At 68.5% G+C, this 20,453-nt stretch carries 22 protein-coding genes; 7 read left to right on the top strand and 15 right to left on the bottom strand.

Going from position 1 to position 20,453, the window contains the following annotated elements; translation table 11 throughout:
• The 3 genes from VLK61_RS14230 to VLK61_RS14240 all read right to left on the bottom strand — a co-directional run.
• Positions 1–1,316: Hpt domain-containing protein (locus VLK61_RS14230; RefSeq protein ID WP_325422269.1), on the bottom strand; the 1,316-nt coding region annotated here is incomplete at its 3' end.
• Positions 1,317–1,386: 70 nt separating this feature from the next.
• On the bottom strand, positions 1,387–1,749 hold the full coding sequence (locus VLK61_RS14235; RefSeq protein WP_325422270.1) for a response regulator: 363 nt from the start codon (positions 1,747–1,749) through the stop codon (positions 1,387–1,389).
• Between the two features lie 48 nt (positions 1,750–1,797).
• Positions 1,798–2,262, bottom strand: a complete 465-nt coding sequence (locus VLK61_RS14240) for a hypothetical protein (RefSeq protein ID WP_325422271.1) — start codon at positions 2,260–2,262, stop codon at positions 1,798–1,800.
• Between the two features lie 171 nt (positions 2,263–2,433).
• On the opposite strand from VLK61_RS14240, the gene VLK61_RS14245 reads away from it, so the two are divergent.
• The gene (locus VLK61_RS14245; protein WP_325422272.1) at positions 2,434–3,588 is read left to right on the top strand and encodes a hybrid sensor histidine kinase/response regulator; all 1,155 of its coding nucleotides are present in this window, start codon (positions 2,434–2,436) and stop codon (positions 3,586–3,588) included.
• The gene (locus VLK61_RS14250; protein ID WP_325422273.1) at positions 3,585–4,220 is read left to right on the top strand and encodes a response regulator transcription factor; all 636 of its coding nucleotides are present in this window, start codon (positions 3,585–3,587) and stop codon (positions 4,218–4,220) included. Before VLK61_RS14245 ends, VLK61_RS14250 begins: the two co-directional genes overlap by 4 nt.
• Before the next feature lie 2 nt (positions 4,221–4,222).
• Here VLK61_RS14250 and VLK61_RS14255 read toward each other — a convergent pair whose 3' ends face one another.
• The 12 genes from VLK61_RS14255 to fliI form a co-directional block, all read right to left on the bottom strand.
• Positions 4,223–6,910 (bottom strand): response regulator, encoded by a 2,688-nt coding sequence (locus VLK61_RS14255; RefSeq protein ID WP_325422274.1) that lies wholly within the window; start codon positions 6,908–6,910, stop codon positions 4,223–4,225.
• Positions 6,911–7,031: 121 nt separating this feature from the next.
• Positions 7,032–7,859: an HDOD domain-containing protein gene (locus tag VLK61_RS14260; protein ID WP_325422275.1), complete on the bottom strand. Its 828-nt coding sequence runs from the start codon at positions 7,857–7,859 to the stop codon at positions 7,032–7,034.
• Between the two features lie 91 nt (positions 7,860–7,950).
• The gene (gene fliR, locus VLK61_RS14265; protein WP_325422276.1) at positions 7,951–8,712 is read right to left on the bottom strand and encodes a flagellar biosynthetic protein FliR; all 762 of its coding nucleotides are present in this window, start codon (positions 8,710–8,712) and stop codon (positions 7,951–7,953) included.
• Positions 8,709–8,978 carry a flagellar biosynthesis protein FliQ gene (gene fliQ / locus VLK61_RS14270; RefSeq protein WP_325422277.1) on the bottom strand — a complete coding sequence of 90 codons (270 nt, stop codon included), beginning with the start codon at positions 8,976–8,978 and terminating at the stop codon, positions 8,709–8,711. Before fliQ ends, fliR begins: the two co-directional genes overlap by 4 nt.
• An 11-nt stretch (positions 8,979–8,989) precedes the next feature.
• Positions 8,990–9,790, bottom strand: coding sequence for a flagellar type III secretion system pore protein FliP (fliP, locus tag VLK61_RS14275; protein WP_325422278.1), 801 nt, complete (start codon positions 9,788–9,790; stop codon positions 8,990–8,992).
• Positions 9,780–10,130 carry a FliO/MopB family protein gene (locus VLK61_RS14280; protein WP_325422279.1) on the bottom strand — a complete coding sequence of 117 codons (351 nt, stop codon included), beginning with the start codon at positions 10,128–10,130 and terminating at the stop codon, positions 9,780–9,782. The genes fliP and VLK61_RS14280 overlap by 11 nt, the downstream gene beginning before the upstream one ends.
• A 13-nt stretch (positions 10,131–10,143) precedes the next feature.
• Positions 10,144–10,578 (bottom strand): flagellar motor switch protein FliN, encoded by a 435-nt coding sequence (gene fliN / locus VLK61_RS14285; RefSeq protein ID WP_325422280.1) that lies wholly within the window; start codon positions 10,576–10,578, stop codon positions 10,144–10,146.
• On the bottom strand, positions 10,571–11,572 hold the full coding sequence (fliM, locus tag VLK61_RS14290; protein ID WP_325422281.1) for a flagellar motor switch protein FliM: 1,002 nt from the start codon (positions 11,570–11,572) through the stop codon (positions 10,571–10,573). Before fliM ends, fliN begins: the two co-directional genes overlap by 8 nt.
• Before the next feature lie 121 nt (positions 11,573–11,693).
• Positions 11,694–12,293 (bottom strand): flagellar basal body-associated FliL family protein, encoded by a 600-nt coding sequence (locus tag VLK61_RS14295; protein WP_325422282.1) that lies wholly within the window; start codon positions 12,291–12,293, stop codon positions 11,694–11,696.
• Between the two features lie 145 nt (positions 12,294–12,438).
• Positions 12,439–14,469 carry a flagellar hook-length control protein FliK gene (locus VLK61_RS14300; protein ID WP_325422283.1) on the bottom strand — a complete coding sequence of 677 codons (2,031 nt, stop codon included), beginning with the start codon at positions 14,467–14,469 and terminating at the stop codon, positions 12,439–12,441.
• A gap of 17 nt (positions 14,470–14,486) precedes the next feature.
• Positions 14,487–14,945 carry a flagellar export protein FliJ gene (gene fliJ, locus VLK61_RS14305; RefSeq protein ID WP_325422284.1) on the bottom strand — a complete coding sequence of 153 codons (459 nt, stop codon included), beginning with the start codon at positions 14,943–14,945 and terminating at the stop codon, positions 14,487–14,489.
• 43 nt (positions 14,946–14,988) lie between these two features.
• Complete coding sequence (gene fliI, locus VLK61_RS14310; protein ID WP_325422285.1) at positions 14,989–16,437, bottom strand: flagellar protein export ATPase FliI; 1,449 nt, start codon at positions 16,435–16,437, stop codon at positions 14,989–14,991.
• 222 nt (positions 16,438–16,659) lie between these two features.
• Between fliI and VLK61_RS14315 the strand changes: the two genes are divergently transcribed.
• The 5 genes from VLK61_RS14315 to VLK61_RS14335 all read left to right on the top strand — a co-directional run.
• Positions 16,660–17,082 carry a type IV pilin protein gene (locus tag VLK61_RS14315; RefSeq protein ID WP_325422286.1) on the top strand — a complete coding sequence of 141 codons (423 nt, stop codon included), beginning with the start codon at positions 16,660–16,662 and terminating at the stop codon, positions 17,080–17,082.
• Positions 17,082–17,585 carry a GspH/FimT family pseudopilin gene (locus VLK61_RS14320; protein ID WP_325422287.1) on the top strand — a complete coding sequence of 168 codons (504 nt, stop codon included), beginning with the start codon at positions 17,082–17,084 and terminating at the stop codon, positions 17,583–17,585. Before VLK61_RS14315 ends, VLK61_RS14320 begins: the two co-directional genes overlap by 1 nt.
• Entirely contained in the window at positions 17,579–18,274 is a 696-nt protein-coding gene (locus VLK61_RS14325; RefSeq protein ID WP_325422288.1) for a PilW family protein, read from the top strand. Before VLK61_RS14320 ends, VLK61_RS14325 begins: the two co-directional genes overlap by 7 nt.
• Before the next feature lie 11 nt (positions 18,275–18,285).
• The gene (locus tag VLK61_RS14330; protein WP_325422289.1) at positions 18,286–19,614 is read left to right on the top strand and encodes a pilus assembly PilX family protein; all 1,329 of its coding nucleotides are present in this window, start codon (positions 18,286–18,288) and stop codon (positions 19,612–19,614) included.
• A partial coding sequence (locus tag VLK61_RS14335) for a type IV pilus modification PilV family protein (RefSeq protein WP_325422290.1) occupies positions 19,611–20,453 on the top strand: 843 nt, incomplete at its 3' end. The genes VLK61_RS14330 and VLK61_RS14335, both read left to right, overlap by 4 nt.

Consider the following 20,453-nt stretch of genomic DNA (forward strand, 5'->3'; position numbering starts at 1 on the left):
TGGGTCAGCGGGTCGGTGATCTTCTCGACCATGCCCTTGTCGAGTTCGGTGGCTTCACCCTGCGTGACCAGGTCGACCTTCTTGCCGAGCTTGGCCGCCAGGTCGCGCAGCATGCGCGGGAAGCGGTTGAAGACCATCGACATCGGAATCATGCGGATCGACATCACCGCTTCCTGCAGGTCGCGGGTGTTGCGTTCCAGGTCGGCCAGGCCGGAGGTCATCTGCTGGAACAACCCGGGGTCGATGCCCTTGCTGTTCTGCGCCAGCATGGCCTGCGTGATGACGAGTTCGCCGACCAGGTTGATCAGCTGGTCGACCTTCTCGACCGAGACGCGCAGCGTGGCCGAGTCGAGCGCGGCGCCGGCCTTGGCTTCGGCCTTGGGCGCGGCTTTGGCGGCGACAGGCTTCGGTGCGGCGTCCGCGGTGGGCGCGGCGGCGGTTTCGGCGGCCGGCGCGGCGTCGGCGCCCGGGGCGCCAGGGGCGTCGTCGAAGAAGCCATAGCCAGGGTCGCTGCTCGGGGCTTCGACTGGCGGTGCGCCGGGCGCGCCTTCGTGGAAGCCGTAGCCCGGGCCCAGGGGTTCGAGCCGCACCGCTTCACGCGGCACGTGGAAGGTGAACAGGTCCAGCAGGTCGCTGTCGCTGGATGCCGTGGTGATCTTGAAGCGGCGCATGCCGTCGGCACCGCGGCCGGCGTCGAGCGGCTCGATCGTGCCCAGGCCGGTGATTTCCTTGAACAGATCGACCAGGCTGTCGGCGGCGCTCATGTCGGCCAGCTCACCCACGGTGAGCTCGATCACGCGCACATCGTTCTTCAGCACCCTCGGCGCGGGCGCCGGAGACGGCGTGCCGGTGCTGGCGACGGTGGCGGACGCGGTGCTGGGCGTATCGACCTTGCCGCCTTCGCACAGGGTCTTGATCGTGAACAGCAGTTCGGTGGTGTCGATCTCGCCGCCGCCGGAGCCCTGGTGGCGGGCCAGCTGGGCACGCAGCGCATCGCCGGCCTGCAGCAGCACGTCCACCATCTGCGAGGTCGGGTGCAACTCGTGGCGGCGCACCTTGTCCAGCAGCGCTTCCATCTGATGCGTCAGCTCGGCCACGTCGGTGAAGCCGAAGGTCGCTGCACCGCCCTTGACCGAATGGGCGCAACGGAAGATGGCGTTCAGCTCTTCATCATCGGCCGCGCTGACGTCCAGCTCCAGCAGCATCTGCTCCATCGTGCCCAGGTTCTCACCGGCTTCTTCGAAGAAGACCTGAAAGAACTGGCTCAGGTCGATGCCGGCGGACATGTGTGCGCCTTCGTTGCTCATCTCTGCCATGGCAGGGTCTCCGGGAAATTTGGGGCGGCAATACGGATCGAAACCAGACGGATCTGATCGGGCAACCAGGTCAGCGGATGACCTTGCCGATCACTTCAATCAGCTTGGCCGGATCGAATGGCTTCACCAGCCAGCCGGTGGCGCCGGCGGAGCGGCCGGCCTGCTTCATCTGGTCGCTGGACTCGGTGGTCAGGATCAGGATCGGCGTGCCCTTGAACTTGGGGTTCTCGCGCAGCCGCTTGGTCAGCGTGATGCCGTCCATGCGGGGCATGTTCTGGTCGGTCAGCACCAGGTTGAAGTCGCGCTGGCCGGCCTTTTCCCAGGCGTCCTGGCCATCCACGGCTTCAACCACATTGAAACCGGCGTTCTTCAGCGTGAAGGAGACCATTTGGCGCATCGAGGCCGAGTCATCGACGGCAAGAATTGAGTGCATCGTTTTCTCCGGGCAATCTGGGGGTTATCGGGTGTGAAGATGAAAAACTTAGAACAGCTCGATCGAGCCGGCGTCCATTTCGTCCTGGGTCACCGGGTTCGGGCGCAGCGGGGCGTCTTCCACCACGGCCACGCCTTCCTCGTCGTCGTCGCCCATGACGTCGCGTGCCAGCCGGTCGGCGCAATTGCGCAGGCGGCGCTGCAGATGGGCGATCAGCTGAGTCGACATGTCCTGGAACTGCAGTGCCGTGACCGCGCCGCCCATGTGCTGCATGGCCTGCTGCACGGGCTGGGTGTCGAGCTCCGGATGCGCTTGCGCCAGTTGCAGCAGGTGGTTCATCTGCGCCGAAGCGCCATAGAAGTGCCCCATCAGGGTTTCCGTGGCGTCGGTCAGCAGCCCGGCCAGCCGCTCCAGGTCGTTGTTGGCGACCATCAGGTTGTCCTGCACATCGGCCGCTGTGAGCAGCGGTACCGTGGTCATGGACGACTGTGGCGTCGGTTCGTTGTTCAACATCGTCACTCCGCGTTGGGGTCGAGGACCAGCCGTCGGAATCGGATCTGGTGTGAGGGATTTTCGGCAGCTTGTCCGGAGTTATTGAGGCGAAGACGGCAACAAACCCGGCGCATTTCCACACTGAACAGGCCTCAAGTCCCCGGAAGGAGTCGGGTTTGCCATACTTCGGGCATGGCCGACGCTCACGCTGCCGACACCCTGAAGCTGCTGCACATCGAGGATTCGCCGCTGGACCACGATCTGGCGCTGGCCCACTTGCGCCGTGCCGGCCACCGGCTGCAAGCGCTTCGCGTCGACAGCGAAGCCGACTTCCGCCGCGCGCTGGTGGCGCAGGAGTGGGATGTGGTGCTGTCGGACTTCAACCTGCCCGGCTTCACCGGCCTGCGCGCGCAGGAGATCCTGAAGGACAGCGGGCTGATGGTGCCCTTCATCCTGGTCTCGGGCGAGATCGGCGAGGACACGGCCGTCTCGGCGATGCGCAACGGCGCCACCGACTACCTGCTGAAGAACAACCTGGCGCGCTTGGCGCCGGCGGTGGAACATGCCATCGAGGCCGGCCAGGAGCGCCGCGCCCGCCAGCAGGCTGACCGCGAACTGGCGGCCTCGCGCCAGCGCCTGTCGGAGCTGGCCCAGCACCTGCAGACCAGCGTGGAAATGGAGCGTGCGGCGATCGCCCGCGAGATCCACGACGATGTCGGCGGCAGCCTGACGGCCGTGAAATACGACCTGGCCTGGATCGGCCGCCATGTCGGTTCACCCGAGGTGCAGCAGCGCGTAGCCAGCGCGCTGGAGACGGTGGACCTGGCGATCGAGGCCAGCCAGCGCATCATGCACAACCTGCGCCCGGCGATCCTGGAGCAGGGCCTGGTCGCCGCGCTGCAGTGGATGGCCAGCCGCTTCGAAAAGCGCAACGGCGTGCCGTGCACGTTCCGCACCAGCCATGAAACCATGCAGCTGCCGGTGGGCGTGCCGCTGGTGGCCTACCGCTTCGCCCAGGAAGCCTTGACCAACATCAGCAAGCATGCGGCGGCCAGCAAGGTCTCGATCGACCTCTCGCTGACCCGCGGCGTGCTGTCGCTGGAGGTCGAGGACAACGGTCGCGGCCTGTCCAGCGCCGACCTGGCCAAGGCCCGCAGCTTCGGCCTGCGCGGCCTGACCGAGCGCGCCGGCACGGTGGGCGGCTGGGTCGATGTGTCCAGCGGCGCGGCCGGCACGATGCTGATGCTGTCGGTGCCGGTGAATGGGGGGCTAGGGGGAATGCGCAGCGACACGCCACGCTTCGACGATGATGCGGACCACGATCCGTCGACCTGGGGAGCGCCATGATCAAAGTGATGCTGTGCGACGACCACGCGCTGATCCGCCGCGGCATCCGCGACACGCTGGCCGACGCCGAGGACATCCAGGTGGTCGGCGAGGCCGGCGACTATGGCGAGTTGCGTGCGCTGATGCGCGGCAACAGCTGCGACGTGCTGGTGCTGGACATCAACCTGCCCGGCCGCAGCGGGCTGGACGTGATGCATGCCTTGAAGGACGAAGGCTCGCCGATCAAGGTGCTGGTGGTCAGCATGTACCCGGAAGACCAGTACGCCATCCGCGCGCTGCGCGCCGGTGCCTATGGCTACGTGAACAAGGGCGGCGACCCGCAGCTCATCGTGCAGGCGGTGCGCACCGTGGCCCAGGGCCGCAAGTACGTGACGCCGGAGATCGCGCAGATGCTGGTCGAGAGCCTGACCACGCCGGTGGCCGAGAACGCGCACGACAAGCTGTCCGACCGGGAACTGCAGACGCTGGTGATGATCGCCTCGGGCAAGCGCCTGTCGGACATCGCCGAGGAGTTGACGCTGTCACCCAAGACGGTCTCGGTCTACCGCGCCCGTGTGCTGGAGAAGCTGGGGCTGCAGAACAACTCCGAGCTGACGGTCTACGCCATTCGCAACGGGCTGGTGGGCAGCTGAGCTCAGCCCGCACGCGGCAGCCAGCGCGACAGCGCCGTGTACAGCACCGCCGGATCCACCGGCTTGGCCAGATGGCCGTTCATGCCGGCGGCCAGGCAGGCCGCGCGGTCCTCGCTGAAGGCGTTGGCCGTCATCGCCAGGATCGGCACGGTGGCCTGGCGGGGCAGCGCGCGGATGCGGCGGGTCGCTGCCAGGCCGTCCATCTGCGGCATCTGCACGTCCATCAGGATCAGGTCGTAGCGGTGTCGCTGCACCTGCGCCACCGCTTCGAAGCCATCGCCGGCCACGTCGACGAGCAGGCCGGCCGATTGCAGCAGCTCGACCATCACTTCCTGGTTCACCGGGTTGTCCTCCACCACCAGCAGGCGCGCGCCGGCGCTGCGCTGCTGCAGCGCGGCCAGGGCTTCGGCCGGGTCGGCCTCGTCGTCAGTGGCCGGCGCTGGCGACGGCGATAGCGCGGTGCCGGCGGCCAGGCCTGCCTCGAATCGTGCGCTGAACCAGAACTCGCTGCCGCTGCCCGGCTGGCTGCTGACGCCGACCTCGCCGCCCATCAGCCGCGCCAGCCGCTGCGTGATGGCCAGGCCCAGGCCGGTGCCGCCGAAGCGGCGGGTGGTCGAGGCGTCGGCCTGCACGAAGGCCTGGAACAGCGACTTCAGCACCTCGGGCGCGATGCCGACGCCGGTGTCGTGCACCCGGAACTGCAGCCGGATGCCGGCATCGTCTTCGGCGCCGGCGATGCGCTTCACGTGCAGCGAGACGTGGCCACGTTCGGTGAACTTCACGGCATTGCTCAAGAGGTTCACCAGCGCCTGCGACAGCCGCGTGCGGTCGCCGCGCAGGGCATCGGGCACGTCGGCGCCGATGTCGGTGCTCAGGGCCAGGCCCTTGTCCCGCGCTGTCTCCGCGAGCAGGCCGCTGCTGTGCGACAGCACGGCCCGCAGCGAAAAATCGGCCCGCTCCAGGGCCAGCTGGTCGGCCTCGATCTTGGACAGGTCCAGCACGTCGTTGATGACCCGCAGCAGGTGGCCGGCGGCACCGCTGATCTTGGCCAGCCGATCGGCCTGCACCGGCTGGTGCAAGTCGCGGCGCAGCAGGTGGGTGAGGCCGATGATGGCGTTCATCGGCGTGCGGATCTCATGGCTCATGTTGGCCAGGAAGGCGCTCTTGGCGCGGTTGGCCGCTTCGGCCTTGTCGCGCGAGAGCACCAGCTCGGCATTGGCTTCGCGCAGCTGCTGCGTCTGGGCCTCCACCAAGCCCTGCAGCCGGTGGCGGTGCTGGTCGAGTTCGGCCGCGCTGCGCCTGCGTTCGCCGATGTCGCGGATCAGGCCCAGCACCGCCGGCTTGCCGTGGTACTGGAAGCGGTTGGCGCGCAGCTCCACCCACAGCCGTCCGGCACCGCCGCGCCGCAGGAACTGCAGTTCGTAGTGCGCCACCGGTTCCTGGCCACCGCCGATGCGCTGGTCGAAGCGCTGGGTCCAGGTGGCCAGGAAGTCGGGCGCGATGACGGCATCGAAGGGCAGGCCGACGAAATCCTCCATCGCGTAGCCCAGCATCTGCGGCAGCGCCGCGTTGGCGAACACGAAGCGGTGATCCTGGGCCACGAACATGCCATCGGCCATCGAGCCCAGCAGCGTGCGGTTGGTGGCTTCGCTTTCCTGCAGCGCGGCCTCGGCGCGCTGCAGTTCGAACAGGTGGGCGTCCTGCCGCAGCCGGTCGGCCCGGACCTGGTCCAGCACGCGGCGCTCGCGCCACAGGAAGCCGCCGACAGCCAGGCCCAGCAGGGCCAGCGCGCCGGTGGCGGCGATCCAGACGCCGTCTCGCCAGACGGCGGCACTCACTTCGCTGCGGTCGATCTTGGCCACCAGGTACCAGTCGGTGTCGGCGATCGGCCGCAGCACGCCCAGCACCTCGACGCCGCGGAAGTCCACGCCCTCGGCGACCTTGCCGAAGGGCACCTCGCCACGCAGCACGCGCGCGGCGAACAGGTCGGGCGTCGATATCAGCAGCGGCCGCTGGCCGTAGAGGCCGACCACCTGGTCACCCACGCGCCGCACCAGCAGCGTGGCCGCGGTCCGCCGTGGCACCGGCCAGTTGCCCAGCGTGGGCACCAGGTAGGCCTGCGGATCCAGCCGCAACACCACCGCGGCCCGGGCCGGCGCGCCGCCCGCGGCCAAGGGGGCCACCAGGTCCAGCCGCGCCGACTCGGCGTCGGCGCCGTGCTGGTAGACGCCGGTGTGCTGCACCTGGCCGCTGGACAGCGCACGCAGCACGGCGGCGCGCAGCAGCGGCGGTGTCGGGCCGGCCGTGCCGGCCTCGCCGGCGATGAAGTCGCCCTGCGCATCCACCAGCAGGCTGCCCTGGCCGCCGAAAGCCTGGCGCAGGTCGCGGGCGCGCTCGAGCAACTGGTCGCGCGCCTGCACATCGCCGCTGTCGTGCCAGCGCTGGTACAGCTGCGCCCAGACCGGGTTGTTGCGCGCAAACCGGGCCTGCGCAAGCCGGTCGCGAAACCAGCTGCCCAGCTGGTTGGCGCGCAGTTCAGCCACCGCTTCGAGCTGCAGCGACTGCTGTGCAAACTCGTCACGGTGGTTGTGCATCAGGGCCCAGCCGGTGAGCGACACCACGGCCAGCGCCAGCGCCAGCAGCTGCGGCTTCAGCCACCGCGGTGGTGCCTGGGGGGCCGGCGGCGTCAAGCCTCGCCCGGCATCGTGCCAGGCGCTGTTCCGCTCAACGGTATTGTTAGGATGGGCAGTTGCTGGCGTGGGCATCCGGCGCGCAGGTAGGCCGGTGGTTCACCGGCGGCTCGAGACTATCCTACGCTGTCAGTTCGGCGGCGGCGCTGACCAGGCGTTCATGCGGCTGCAGGTGCGCGGCCAGCATCTCCGGCGTCAGCTTCAAGCGCGCCAGCAGCGGGGCCTGCGCGACGCGGGCGGCCTGCACGCGGTCGACGCCATCGTGGCCGGCATCGGCCAGCACGCTGGCCAGGCGCAGCACGGCGCCGGCGGGCGAGAAGGGCTCGGCGGCCATGGGGTTGCCGGCGGTATACAGCGCATCCACCAGCGGCAGCGGCATGCGCCAGCGGGCCGCCAGCTCGGCCGAGATCTCGGCGTGGGTGCAGCCGAAGTGGGTGCGCTCGAGTTCGAAGATGCTGTCCGGCGCGCCGGCCATCGATTCCACCAGCGAGACCCGGCCGGGATCGGTCATCAGCATCAGCAACTGGCCCGAGCGCAGGATCAGGCCGGCCACTTCGGCCAGGCCGCTGTCTTCACCGACCAGGCCGGCCAGGGTTTTGGCATGGCCGGCGGTGGCCAGGTTCTGGCACCAGAAGCGCTGGCGGTCGAAACCGGGCGGGCGCGGAAAGGCATTCACCAGGCACACCGTGAGCGCCAGGCCGCGCAAGGCGTTCAGGCCGATCAGCGCCGCGGCATCGGGCAGGTGGGCGACGCGCCCGCGGTTGCCGAAGCGCGCCGAGTTGGCCATGCGCAGCACGCGCGCGCTGAGCGCCGGGTCCTGTGCGATCAACTCGCACAGCTCCATCAGCGACACATCCTCGCGCCGGAAGGTCTCCAGCAGCCGATGCGCTACCTCGGGCAGCGAAGGCAGTGAATGCGTGAGGGCGAAGAAGCGGTCGATCGTGGCCATGTCCGGATATCGGTCAAAGCGGGCGCGTGCTTGAGCGCCATGTCCCGGCGCGCGATTCGGGCGTTACTGGACATGCTCAAGCATGCGCTGGTTACTGGAAATGCTCGAGCATGCGCTCGAGGGCCATCGTGAACGGTTGCTGCATCAATGGCAAGGTCAGCAGCATGCCGACCAGGCCCACGCTCAGCGTGATCGGAAAGCCGATCGCGAAGATGTTGATCTGCGGCGCGACGCGCGAGATCACGCCCAGCACCAGGTTGACGAACAGCAGCATGCCGACCAGCGGCAGCGCGATCCACAAGCCCAGCGTGAAGATCTCGGCACCCCAGACCTGCGGCTGCGTGGCGCGCAGGAAGGCAAAGGGCTCGGGCCCGACCGGGAAGGCGACGAAACTCTTGATCAGCGCCGCGATGATCGCCAGGTGCCCGTTGACGATGACGAACAGGAACGCGACGATGGTGCCGAAGAACTTGCCCGAGGCCGTGCCCTGGGCCGAGGTGGCGGGGTCGAAGAAGCCGGCGAAGTTCAGGCCCATCTGCAGGCCGATGATTTCACCGCCCAGTTCCACCGCGGCAAACACCAGCCGCACCGCAAAGCCCAGCGACACGCCGATCAGCACCTGCTGCACCACCAGCAGCATGGCCAGCGGCGAATCCAGCGGCACCACCGGCATCTCCGGCAGCGAGACCTGCGACGCCAGCGCGATGAACATCGCCAGCGCGATCTTCACGCGCATCGGCACCGTGCGCTGGCTGAACACCGGCAGGCTGCTCATCAGCGCCAGCGCGCGGATGAAGGGCCAGAACAGCGGTGTGATCCAGCCCAGCAGTTGGGCTTCGGTGAAAGAGATCATCCCACCGCGCTGGGTATCGATTGAAGCGTCTGCTGGATGTAGTCGACCAGCATCGTGATCATCCACGGCCCGGCGATCGCCAGCACCGCCACGGCTGCCAGCACCTTGGGCACGAAGCTCAGCGTGGCCTCGTTGATCTGCGTGGCGGCCTGGAAGATGCTGACCACCAGGCCGACCACCAGCACCGCCACCAGCAGCGGCGCCGACACCAGCAGCAGCATGTACAGGCCCTTCTGGCCCAGCGTGAAGACTTGTTGCGGATCCATGTCTTGAAAACCTAGGTTGCAAAAGAGGCGGCCAGGGAGCCGAGCAGGAGATTCCAGCCATCGGCCAGCACGAAGAGCATCAGCTTGAACGGCAGCGCGACGAGCACGGGCGAGAGCATCATCATGCCCAGGCTCATCAGCACGCTGGCCACGATCATGTCGATGATCAGGAAGGGGATGAAGATCAGAAAGCCGATCTGGAAGGCGCTTTTCAGCTCGCTGGTCACGAAGGCCGGCACCAGCACCTTGAACGGCATGTTCTCGCTCTTCACGCCAGCTTCCACCTTGGCCAGCTTGGCGAACAAGGCCATGTCGCTCTGGCGGGTCTGCTTCAGCATGAACTCGCGCATCGGCACCTCGCCGCGCTTGAGCGCCTCGTCGAAGTTGATCTGCTGCGCCTGGTAGGGCTGCCAGGCCTGGGCGTAGACCTTGTCGATGGTCGGCGACATCACGAAGAAGGTCAGGAACAGGCTCAGGCCGACGATCACCTGGTTCGGCGGCGCCGATTGCGTGCCCAGCGCCTGGCGCAGCAGCGACAGCACGATGACGATGCGGGTGAAGCCGGTCATCATCAACAGCACCGCCGGCAGGAAGGACAGCGCGGTGAAGAACAGCAGGGTCTGGATTGGCACCGAGTAGCTGGTGCCGCCGGCCCCCTGGCCGACCAGCAGCGGCAGGTTCGCACCACCGGTCTGTTGGGCTAAAGCCGCTACAGGCAGCGCCGATAACACCGACAAGGCCAGCACTTGGCCGGCGCGACGCAGCAGGCGCAAAAAAACGGGGCGGTCAAAAGCAGGGCGATCAGCCAGCATGCTCATCTCCCTTGCCGGCGCGGCTCTTGGCCAGCCAGGCCGCGAAGGGCAGGGCGCCGACCGTGTGCTGTGCCGGCACATCGGCCTGCGGCGGCATGCTGTGCAGCGTGTTGATGCCACCGGGCGTGACACCCAGCACCAGCCAGCGGCGCTCATCCCCGCTGCCCACTTCCACCGTCACCACGCGCTGGTTCGGCGCCAGGGCCAGTTGCGCCACCATGCGCATCGTGCCTTGCGACGCGGCCGTGCCCATGGGCGTGCGCTTCAACAACCACAGCGCCACCGGAATCATCGCGATCACCGCGATGAAGGCCATCAGCGGTCCGAGGATCGAATTCATCGGCGAATCGTCCTCAGGCCCGCGACAGGCGGCGCATGCGCTCGCTGGGCGTGACGATGTCGGTCAGGCGGATACCGAACTTGTCGTTCACCACCACCACCTCGCCCTGCGCGATCAGATAGCCGTTGACCAGCACGTCCATCGGCTCGCCGGCCAGCGCTTCGAGCTCCACCACCGAGCCTTGCGCCAGCTGCAGGATGTGCTTGATCGGGATCTTGGTGCGGCCGAGTTCGACCGTGAGCTGGACGGGGATGTCCAGAATCATGTTCAGGTCGTTGCCGGCGCCGTTGGGGGCCATGCCGGTGGGCGCGAAGTTCGTGAACGCCGCGGCCGCGACCGATTCGATCGGGTCGCTCAGCGCGGTGCTCTCGCTGGGCTTGGTTTCGGCCAGCGCGGCCGCCCATTCGGCGGCCATGCGGTCCTCTTCGGACATTTGCGGTTCACTCATTGTTTTCTCCCAGCCAGCCCGCGGGGGTACTGGTCAGCATGCGGTCGATCTTGATGGCGTAGCGGTTGTTGGAGGTGCCGTAGTGGCAGTCGAAGACCGGGACGCCGTCGATCTTGGCCTGGATCATCGGATCCAGGTCCAACTCGATGAAGTCGCCGGGCTTGAAGGACAGCAGCTGCTCCAAGGTGGCATGGGCATGCGCGAGCTCGGCCACCAGCTTGACGTCGGCCGACTGGATCTGCTGCTTCAGCAGCTTCACCCAGCGGCGGTCGGGTTCGGAGGAGTCGCCCTGCATCGTGCTGTACAGCACGTCGCGGATCGGCTCCAGCGTCGAGTACGGAATGCAGAAGTGCACCGTGCCGGTGGTCTCGCCGATTTCCAGCGTGAAGCTGGTCGCGACGACGATTTCCGAGGGCGTCGCGATGTTCGCGAACTGCGGCTGCATCTCCGAGCGCTGGTACTCCATCTCGACCGGGTAGATGCCGGTCCAGGCCTTCTTGTACTCGGCGATGATGGTCTCGACCAGGCGCAGGATCACGCGCTGCTCGGTGGGCGAGAAGTCGCGGCCTTCGATGCGGGTGTGGAACTTGCCGGCGCCGCCGAACAGCGCATCGATCACGGCGAAAACGAGCGTCGGGTCGCAGACGATCAGGCCCGATCCGCGCAAGGGCCGTACCGAGACGATGTTGAAGTTGGTCGGCACGACGATCTCACGCAGGAAGGCGCTGTACTTCTGCACCTTGATGCCACCGATCGCCACTTCCGGGCTCTTGCGGATGAGATTGAACAGCCCGATGCGGATGTTGCGCGCAAAGCGCTCGTTGATGATCTCCATCGTGGGCATGCGCCCACGGACGATGCGTTCCTGGCTGGCCAGGTCGTAGTCGCGGATGCCGCCGGTGGGCGCGTCTTCCTGCTCGAGCTTCTGGCTCTCGCCGGTGATGCCTTGCAACAGCGCATCAACTTCGTCTTGCGAAAGAATCTGCTGGTTCACGACTCGGATCTCCAACGAAGCGGACTTCCCAAGCGCGCGCCGCGGATCCGGCTCTGCCGGGCCGCTGGCGTGGCCCCCTTGAGGGGGAGGCGGCCGCAGGCCGCTACGGGGGTGGGCGAGTTCACTGGATGATGATGTTGGAGAAGTGCACGGCCTTGACCGGGTAAACCACCGGGGCCTTCTTCTTCTTTTTCTTGCCGGTGCTGGCGGCTTCTTCGTCCTCGTCGGGCAGGTTGAAGCCCAGCGGCTGCATCGCCTCGCGGCGGATCTCGCGGGCCAGCTTGAGCTTGCCTTCACGCGTCAGCAATTCGCCGGCGGTCTTGTGCGCCAGCAGCATCAGGATGTTGTTGCGGATGGCCGGCAGGTAGAGCTTGAGGTCTTCGCCGACCTTGGCGTCCTCGATCTCCAGCGTCACGCCGACCTGCGCGTAGCGCTCGGCTTCGCGGTCGGCCAGGTTCACGGTGAAGGGGTCCAGCGGCACGAAGATCGGTGGCTTGCGCTTCTCTTCCTTGTGCTCGGGCTCGGCCACGGCATGGGTTTCGGCGGCGCCGTCTTCGCTGTCGGCTTCTGCCGCGGCCTTCTTCTTCATCATGAACACCGCCGCGCCGCCGCCGCCCAGCACCAGCAGCAGCACCGTCGCGACGATGATGATGATCAGCTTCTTCTTGCCGGCGGCCTTGGGCGCAGGGGCGTCGGTGAGTTCGGCAGTGGCGGCGGACATGGTCTCTCCGGATTCGGGCATCGGTCCCACGCGGCGTCTGGCCATGCGGGGTCGTTAGCAGCGATTATTCGGAGAGCAGGCCTTGGGGGATGTCGCGAATAGCGGGTGAAAGGGCCGTGATTTGCCGCCACCCGCCAGGGCTGTGTCAGGCGACGAGGTCGACCAGACCGCGCTGGGTGCCGGGCCGCAGCACGGTGCCGAGGGAGGGCAGGCCGGCGTCGTCGGTGTCGCTGCCGCGGCCGCTGCGGCCACTCCTGGGCTGGCCAGCGCCATGGCCGGTGGGCTGCTGGCCGGTGCCGCCCTCCTGGCCGCCGGCTTGGCCTGGGAGCGCGGGGCCGGACAGGCTGCCCGCTGGCGAAGCCTGCAGCGCGTCCGCCTGGAACACGCCGCCGCCGGTCAGCGTCATGCCGGCGTCGCGCAGCGAACTGGCCAGCGCCGGCAGCGAGGATTCGATGACCTGGCGGGTGGCGGCCACCTCGGCGTGGAAGTCCACCCGGGCGCTGCTGCCATCCATCACGATCTGCACCGAAATCGGCCCCATGTCGGCCGGATTCAGCTCGATCCGGGCCTGGTGCACGCCGCCGCGGGCGAACAGCGTGACCTGCGCGCCCAGCGCCGGCGCGAACTCCGGGCTGTACAAGGCGGTGGGCAGATGGGCCGTCGGCACCGCGGCGGGCGCCGCGCTGGCCAGCGGCGCGGCGGCCGCTGTGGCCATGCCAGCCGGCAGCAGGGTCTGCAGTTGTTCGGCGAAGCGCCCGCCGGTGCTGGCGTTCAGGCTGCTGGTGCTGCCGGCGCTGGTGACGGCGCCGGCCGGATTGCCGCTGTCGCGCTGGGCGTCGGATCGGCCGGGGTCGGCATCGCTGGCAGTGCTGCGCGGGACGGGTGCTTGCGCGTCGGGCATCAGCGCCAGGGCGTCGGCATCGCGCCGGACGGGGCGGCTGTCGTCGCCCGCCGTGCGCGGGTCGGTGGCGGCTGTACTTCGTGCCGGCCGGACCTCGGCTCGGGTGTTGGGGGTGTCGGCGCGGCTGGCGGTGCTCAGCGACTTGGGGTTGGCGGGCACGGGCGCGATGGCATCAGTCGCCGCTGTGGCTGTGCGCAACGGCGGGCTGGCGCTGGGCTGTGTCGATGGGCTCGCCGGGGTGGCCGTGGCCGCCGGTGCGGCCGTTGCGGCCGGTGCGGCGCTGTTGCTGGTGGGCGTGGCGGTGTCGCTGGCCGCGGTGACCGGGGCGTCTTCGCTGGCGCTGGGGTCGCGTGTTGCGCCGGAGGGGCTGGTGGCGGCGTGCGCGGCAGCGCTGTTGTCGACCACGCCGCGCGGCGCCAGCGGCGGCAGCGGCTTGGCTTCGGGCGGCGGCAGGCCTGACGGGGCGGCGGCGGGCGCCTGGGCCGGCAGCGGCACGTTGCGGGCCGTGCTCGTGGTGCCAGCGCGCGCTGCCGCATCGCTGCCGTTGGACGGCTGCAACAGGGCCGCCGCGATCGCACCTGGCGTGGAGGCGGTGTCCTGGCCGGTGGTGCCGGGAGCGGCGATGGCCACCGAGGCAGCTGCGACGCCCGGGCTGTCGCCCGGCCACGCCGGTGGCAGGGCCGGCGCTTCGACCGCAGCGGTCTGTGGCTGCGGCAAGCTCGTGAGGCCGGCGGCGAGGCTGATGTCTTCGTCCACGGCCTGGGTCAAGGCATCGCGGTCGGCCGAGCCGGGCACTTCGGTGCCGGTGTCCGCCGCTTCGGGCCTGGCCGCGTCGGCACCTTGGCGCAGGGCCTGCGGCAGACGGATGTCCGGCCCGCTGCGCCGCGGTGCGTGTCGGCTGCGGGCAGGCACGGCATCGCCGGCTTCATCGGCCGGCGCGTCGGCGTCGTCGGTGCGGTGGCCGTCACGGGTGGCCGAGGCTTCACCGGCGGTGCCATCGCTGCGGGCCGGTGTGCCGGCGCTATGGGTTGCGCTGTTTTCGTTGTTGCCGCCAGGCGTGGCCGCGGCCGGTCTGGTGGAGCCTGCGGCGGGCGCCCTGCCCGCGGCGGAGCCCGCGGCCGGCGCGTTGCCCTGCAGGGCGCTGCTGCTGCGCTGCAGCGCCTGGGCGAATGCGCCCGATCCGTCGCTGTCCGCGCGGGCGGCAAAGCCATGGCCGTCCGCCGCGGCGGCGGCTGCAGGCTTGGCGGAGGCAAGGGGGCTCAGCTGGCTCAGCATGGCGGCTTTCTCGGCAATCAGATCAGGGACGGCGTGAGCCGCGAACCGCTGGGGCGGCGCTGCGCGGCTTCATCGGTGCTGCGCTGTTCGCGTCGGTCGGCCGCACGCCGTTGCTCGGCCTGGCGGCGTTCGATCAGCTTGCGCACTGCAGCCACGCGCTGTTCGAGGGCGATCAGCTGCTGGCGCGCCTGGGCCACACGGGCCTGGGCCTGGGCGCTGGCGTGGCCCTGGTGGCTGATGGCCTGCTCCAGCCGCTGCGAGAAACCCTGCACGCATTGCAGCAGTTCGATGGCGCCGGCCTGGCGGAAATGCGTGGACCAGCGCTGCTCGTACTGGCCGCGGTAGGCCAGCAACTGGTCGGCCTGGGCCTGGGCATGCGCGGCGGCGGCTTCGCAGTTGCGCAGCACGGTCTGCTGGGCATCGCGTGCGGATTCGGCCTGTTCCAGCAGCAGGGTCAGGGAGGTGGAAGAGTCCATGGTCGGCGGGTCTCAGGCAAAAGGCTGGAAGCGGGCGAGGTGTTCAGGCGCCGACCATGCGGCACAGCTGGCTGCGCGACTGATCCATGGGTGCGCGGTCATGCTGGTCCTGCTGCAGCAGCGCCATCAGCTGCGGCTGCAGGCGCACGGCGAGGTCGAGTTCGGGGTCATGCCCGGGCTGGTAGGCGCCCAGCTGGATCAGGTCGCGCGCCTTGCTCAGTTTGGACAGCAGCGCCCGCGCGCGGCGGGCGGCTTCCAGTTGCTCACGCGGCGCCACGGCGGTCATCACGCGCGAGATCGAGCGTTCGACGTCGATGGCCGGGAAGTGGCCCGATTCGGCGAGGTCGCGCGACAGCACGATGTGGCCGTCCAGGATGCCGCGGGCGGCATCGGCGATCGGGTCCTGCTGGTCGTCGCCTTCGGAGAGCACGGTGTAGAACGCGGTGATCGAGCCGACGCCGTTCAGGCCGTTGCCCGAACGCTCCACCAGCTGCGGCAGCTTGGCAAAGCAGGACGGCGGGTAGCCTTTGGTGGCCGGCGGCTCGCCGATGGCCAAAGCGATCTCACGCTGGGCCATCGCGTAGCGGGTGAGTGAATCCATCAGCAGCAGCACGTGCCGGCCTTCGTCGCGGAAATGCTCGGCAATCGCGGTGGCATAGGTGGCGCCCTGCATGCGCACCAAGGGTGGTGCATCCGCCGGGGCAGCCACGACGACCGAGCGCGCCAGCCCGTCGTCGCCCAGGATGTCCTCGATGAATTCCTTGACTTCGCGGCCGCGTTCGCCGATGAGACCGACGACGATGACGTCCGCCGCGGTGTAACGCGCCATCATGCCCAGCAGCACCGATTTGCCGACGCCGGTGCCGGCGAACAGGCCGATGCGCTGGCCGCGGCCGATGGTCAGCATCGCGTTGATCGCGCGCACGCCGGTGTCCAGCGGGGTGCGTACCGGGTCGCGGTCCATCGCGTTGATCGGGCGGCGCACCATGGGCTCGTTGCGGGTGTGCTGCAAAGGGCCCTTGCGGTCCATCGGCTGGCCATGCGCGTCGACCACGCGGCCCAAGAGCCCGTCGCCCATGGCCAGGTGCAGGCCGCGGTCTTCGGTGCGGCGCCACAGCTGGTTGTCGCGGCCCAGCAGCGGCGGGGCGTGCGGCACGGCACGCGGCGAGACACGCGCGCCGCTGGTCAGGCCATGCACTTCGCCGGTGGGCATCAGGAAAGCACGGTCGCCGTTGAAGCCGACCACCTCGGCCAGCACCGGATCGCGCGCTTCGCCATGCACTTCACACACCGAGCCGACCGGTGCGCGCACACCGGCCGCTTCCAGCACCAGGCCGGTCACGCGCACCAGCGTGCCCTGGGTCTGCAACGGCGTGCGCAGCGAGGCGTACTGCTCCAGATCCTTCAGGTAGTGGCCCCAACGCTGCGCTCGCGCACTTTGCGTGACGTCGGCGTCGATCAGTTCGGCGGTTGGGGGGGCGTTGGCAAGCATCGGGACGGCAGGGGCGGGCAAGGCGGCGTTGGCAATGACGATGGCGCGGCAGTGCGCTTCGCTGGCGATGATCGGCGAGCTGGCCTGCTGGCATGCGCCGGAATAAGGCGGTGTTTTCCGGCTGAATCCCGTTCGGCGCCCGCAGCCGACCGTTCGGCGAGGACCGCTGGTACCAAGGTGTAACGGCCATTAAGTTCCGCCCCGGAAGTCCGAGAACGCCGTATGTCCTTAATCCTGCCAAGCCGCCGCCAGGCCACCGGATTCACCTTGATCGAGCTGATGATCGCGGTGGCGATCGTGGCGATCATCGGTGCCGTCGCCATGCCGAGCTATCTGTCCAGTGTGCGCAAGGGTCGCCGCGCCGATGCCACCGATGCGGCCTCGGCCGTGATGCAGGCGCAGGAGCGCTGGCGCGCCAACAACCCCAGTTACACCACCAGCTTCAGCAGCCTGAACGTGGGCAGCAGCACCAGCAGTGGTTACTACACGATGGCCTTGTCCGCGGTCAGCGGCACCGGCTACACGCTCAGCTACACGCCGGTCGCCAGCAAGGGCCAGAACAACGACACCGGCTGCACTGCGCTGGTCGTCACCGTGAGCGGCGGCAGCCCGACCTTCACCCCCGCCACCTGCTGGAGCCGCTGATGAACCGACGTCATGCGCAGGGGCTGACGCTGATCGAGGTGCTGGTGGCCGTGGCCATCGCCGCCATCATGGTCGGCCTGGCCGCACCTTCTTTCGTGCAGACACTGGCCCGCTCGCGGCTCGAGGGCGTGGCCACCACGCTGGCGATGGACATCCAGTACACGCGCAGCGAAGCCATCCGGCGCGGCGGCAAGCATGCCGACACCACGCTGGCCGGCGCCACGCTGACGATCGCTGCCGACGGCGCCTCCTATGCGATCACCGTCACACCGGCCAGCGGCGCGGCCGACGTGACGATGAAGACCGTCACCCTGCCCACCGGCGTGACGCTGGCCCAAGGTCAGCCGATCCGCTTCGAGAGCCTGCGCGGCACCACCGCGGCGCAGAGCTTCGAGGCCAGCAGCGACCTGGTGAGTACCAAGCTGCAGGTCTCGATCAACGCACTGGGCCGGGTGGCGATGTGTTCGCCCTCCGGCGTTTTCTCGGGGTACCCGTCATGCTGAGAACCAGGCCGTACCGCACCGCCCGCACGCGTGCCGGGCAACGTGGTTTGTCGATCATGGAACTGCTGATCGGCGCGGCCGTCGGCATGGTGGTGGTCAGCGGCGCGGCGATGCTGTTTGCGAACAACGTGGTCGGCTCGCGCAAGCTGCTGGCCGAATCGCGGCTGAACCAGGACCTGCGCAACGCCGCCGATCTGCTGACGCGCGACCTTCGCCGCGCCGGCTACTGGGGCAACGCGGTCAGCGGCACCCAGGCGATCGGCGTCAGCTCGGTGACGCTGAAGAATCCCTACCGTGCCGTTCAGCTGGCGTCCAACGAGATCGGCTACGGCTTCTCGCGCGAGGCGACGACCGACAACGACGTGCTCGACGCCACCGAGCAGTTCGGCTTCCGGCTGCAGGACGAGGCGTTGCAGATGCAAACGAACGGCGGCTGGGCCGATGTCACCGACAAGAACGCCGTGCGTGTCAAGACGCTGGTGATCACACCCACGGTGACGACGATCAGCCTTGGCGACACCTGCTCGACCGTGTGCACCGTCGGCACGCCGAACTGCCCGACGGTGACCGTGCGCAGCTATGCCGTGCACATCGCCGGCGAATCGGTGCTCGACGCGCAGATCCAGCGCAACCTGCGCTCCACCGTGCGTGTGCGCAATGACGAGGTCAGCGGCAGTTGCCCGGCCTGAAGGAACCTGTGATGACTGCCCGCCCCCCCCTCGTCACGCGCCGCGCCCAGCAGGGCGTGGCCACGCTGCTCGTGACGATGCTGCTGCTTTTCATCGCGTCGCTCGGCGCGCTGTATGTCAACCGTGGCGTGCTGTCCGAGCAGCGCAGCTCGGGCAACCAGATGCAGGCCACGCTGACGCATGAAGTGGCCGAAGCCGCCATCGAGTGGGCCACCGGCATGATCAACTCGCCGGCCGACATCGGCGCCGATTGCAAGGCTTCGTCGGCCGCGGGCGACACCTCGTTCCGCAAGCGCTATGTGATGACCGGCTGGAACGGCGCGCCGGCATCGAGCGACGTCAAGACCGTGGCCGTCTTCCCCGGCTGCAAGATCAACCCGGCCGATGGCACGCTGACCTGCAGTTGCCCGGCCACCACGGCCAGCGGCGCCGCGGCGGTGGCCGCCGTCGGCACGGCTGAACAGCCCGGTTTCACCATGGCCTTCGAAACCGTGGCCGGCGATACCGATGCGGTCAAGGTCACCGCCTGGGCCTGCCCGGCACAGAGCAAGGTCTGCTCGTCCACCGAGTACGCCACCGGCGAGGGCCATGCGCGCTTGAGCGTGACGCTGAAGCTGGGCCTGTCGCCGCGGCCGCCCGCCGCGCCGCTGACCTGCGGCACCTCCTGCGACATCGGCGGCTCGTTCAACGTCGAGAACACCGACGTGGCGACCAACGGGATCCTGGTCAATGCCGGCACCTCCATCGACACCGCCCCGGGCACCTCGATGGTCACGCTGTCGGGGCAGCCGACGGCCAATGCGCTGATCGAGAACGACCAGTCGCTCTACACGCTGGCCAGCCAAGACACGACCTGCGAAAAGTCGTCGATGTTCAAGGCCTACTTCGGCATGACCATCGAGCGCTTCCGCGATTCACCGACCACCAAGGTCATCAGCTGCGGCAGCACGTCCGACTGCAAGAGCCAGATCGACACGGCCTACAACCAGGGCTGGCGCTCGTTCTACTTCTCGTCCGATCTGCAGCTCAGCGGCAATAACACCTATGGTACGCAGGCCGATCCAATCATCTTCGTCACGCCCAATGCCATCAAGATCAACGGCGACAACACCTTCTACGGCCTGATCTTCTCCAACAGCGCCGACTGGAACGACATCGGCACCGGTTCGGCCACCATCTACGGCGCCCAGGTGACCTGTGCCGCCTACAAGACCAACGGCAACGGCACGGTCAGCTACGACCCCGATGCGCTGAACAACGCGCGGCGCATGAGCGCGCCGCTGGTGCGCGTGCCGGGCAGCTGGCGCGATTTCAAGACAAACACGGACACCCAGCCATGAACCGCCCGATGAACCGCCTGACGACCCCCTTGCGGCGGGGCTTCTCGCTGATCGAGGCGATGATCGCGATGCTGATCACCTCCTTCGGGCTGCTGGCGATCGCCGGCATCGGCCTGAAGCTGGCCTTCAACGAGGACGTGGCACGCCAGCGTGGCGAAGCAACCCGGCTGGCGCAGGAAAAGCTCGAGGAGCTGCGCTCGTTTTCGCAGCTCACCGCGGCTGCGGGCGTGGTGAGCTGGGACGGCCTGGTCGGTGCCAACGACGACATCACCGAAGGCAGCACGCACAACGGCGAGGCCTACCACGCCAACACCAGTTTCGAGCGCCGCTGGGAACTGCTGGACAGCAGCAGCGATGCGTATCGGCGCGTGCGCGTGACCGTGGCCTGGGCCGACCGGGTCAACGGCGATGCCATCAAGCAGACGCTGAGCTTCAACAGCATCATCTCGAAGACCGACCCCTTCGACAGCGGTGCGCTGGCCTTCCCGCTGCCGGGTAACACCACATTGAAGCGGCCGAAGAACCGCAACCTGAACATCCCGATGCCGGCGCTGGACCTCGGCAACGGCCAGAGCGTGGTGCAGGTCAGCAACACCTTCGCGGTGGTGTTCGACAACGCTTCAGGCTACGTCGTGCTCACCTGCAACCAGGTGGTCACCACGGTGGCCGAAGTGCAAGCCTATTGCACCGAGAGCAATGCCTACATCATCGCGGGCTACATCTCGCTCAGCGGCACCAGCTCGTTTCCCACCGGCCTGCTGATGAGCACGGCGCAGATCAGCGGCAGTACCGGTGTGACCTGCTCGCTGGGCAATGCGGTCGACCAGAACGACAACAGC

It is taken from the genome of Aquabacterium sp. (assembly GCF_035476535.1).
Lineage (GTDB): Bacteria > Pseudomonadota > Gammaproteobacteria > Burkholderiales > Burkholderiaceae_C > Pseudaquabacterium.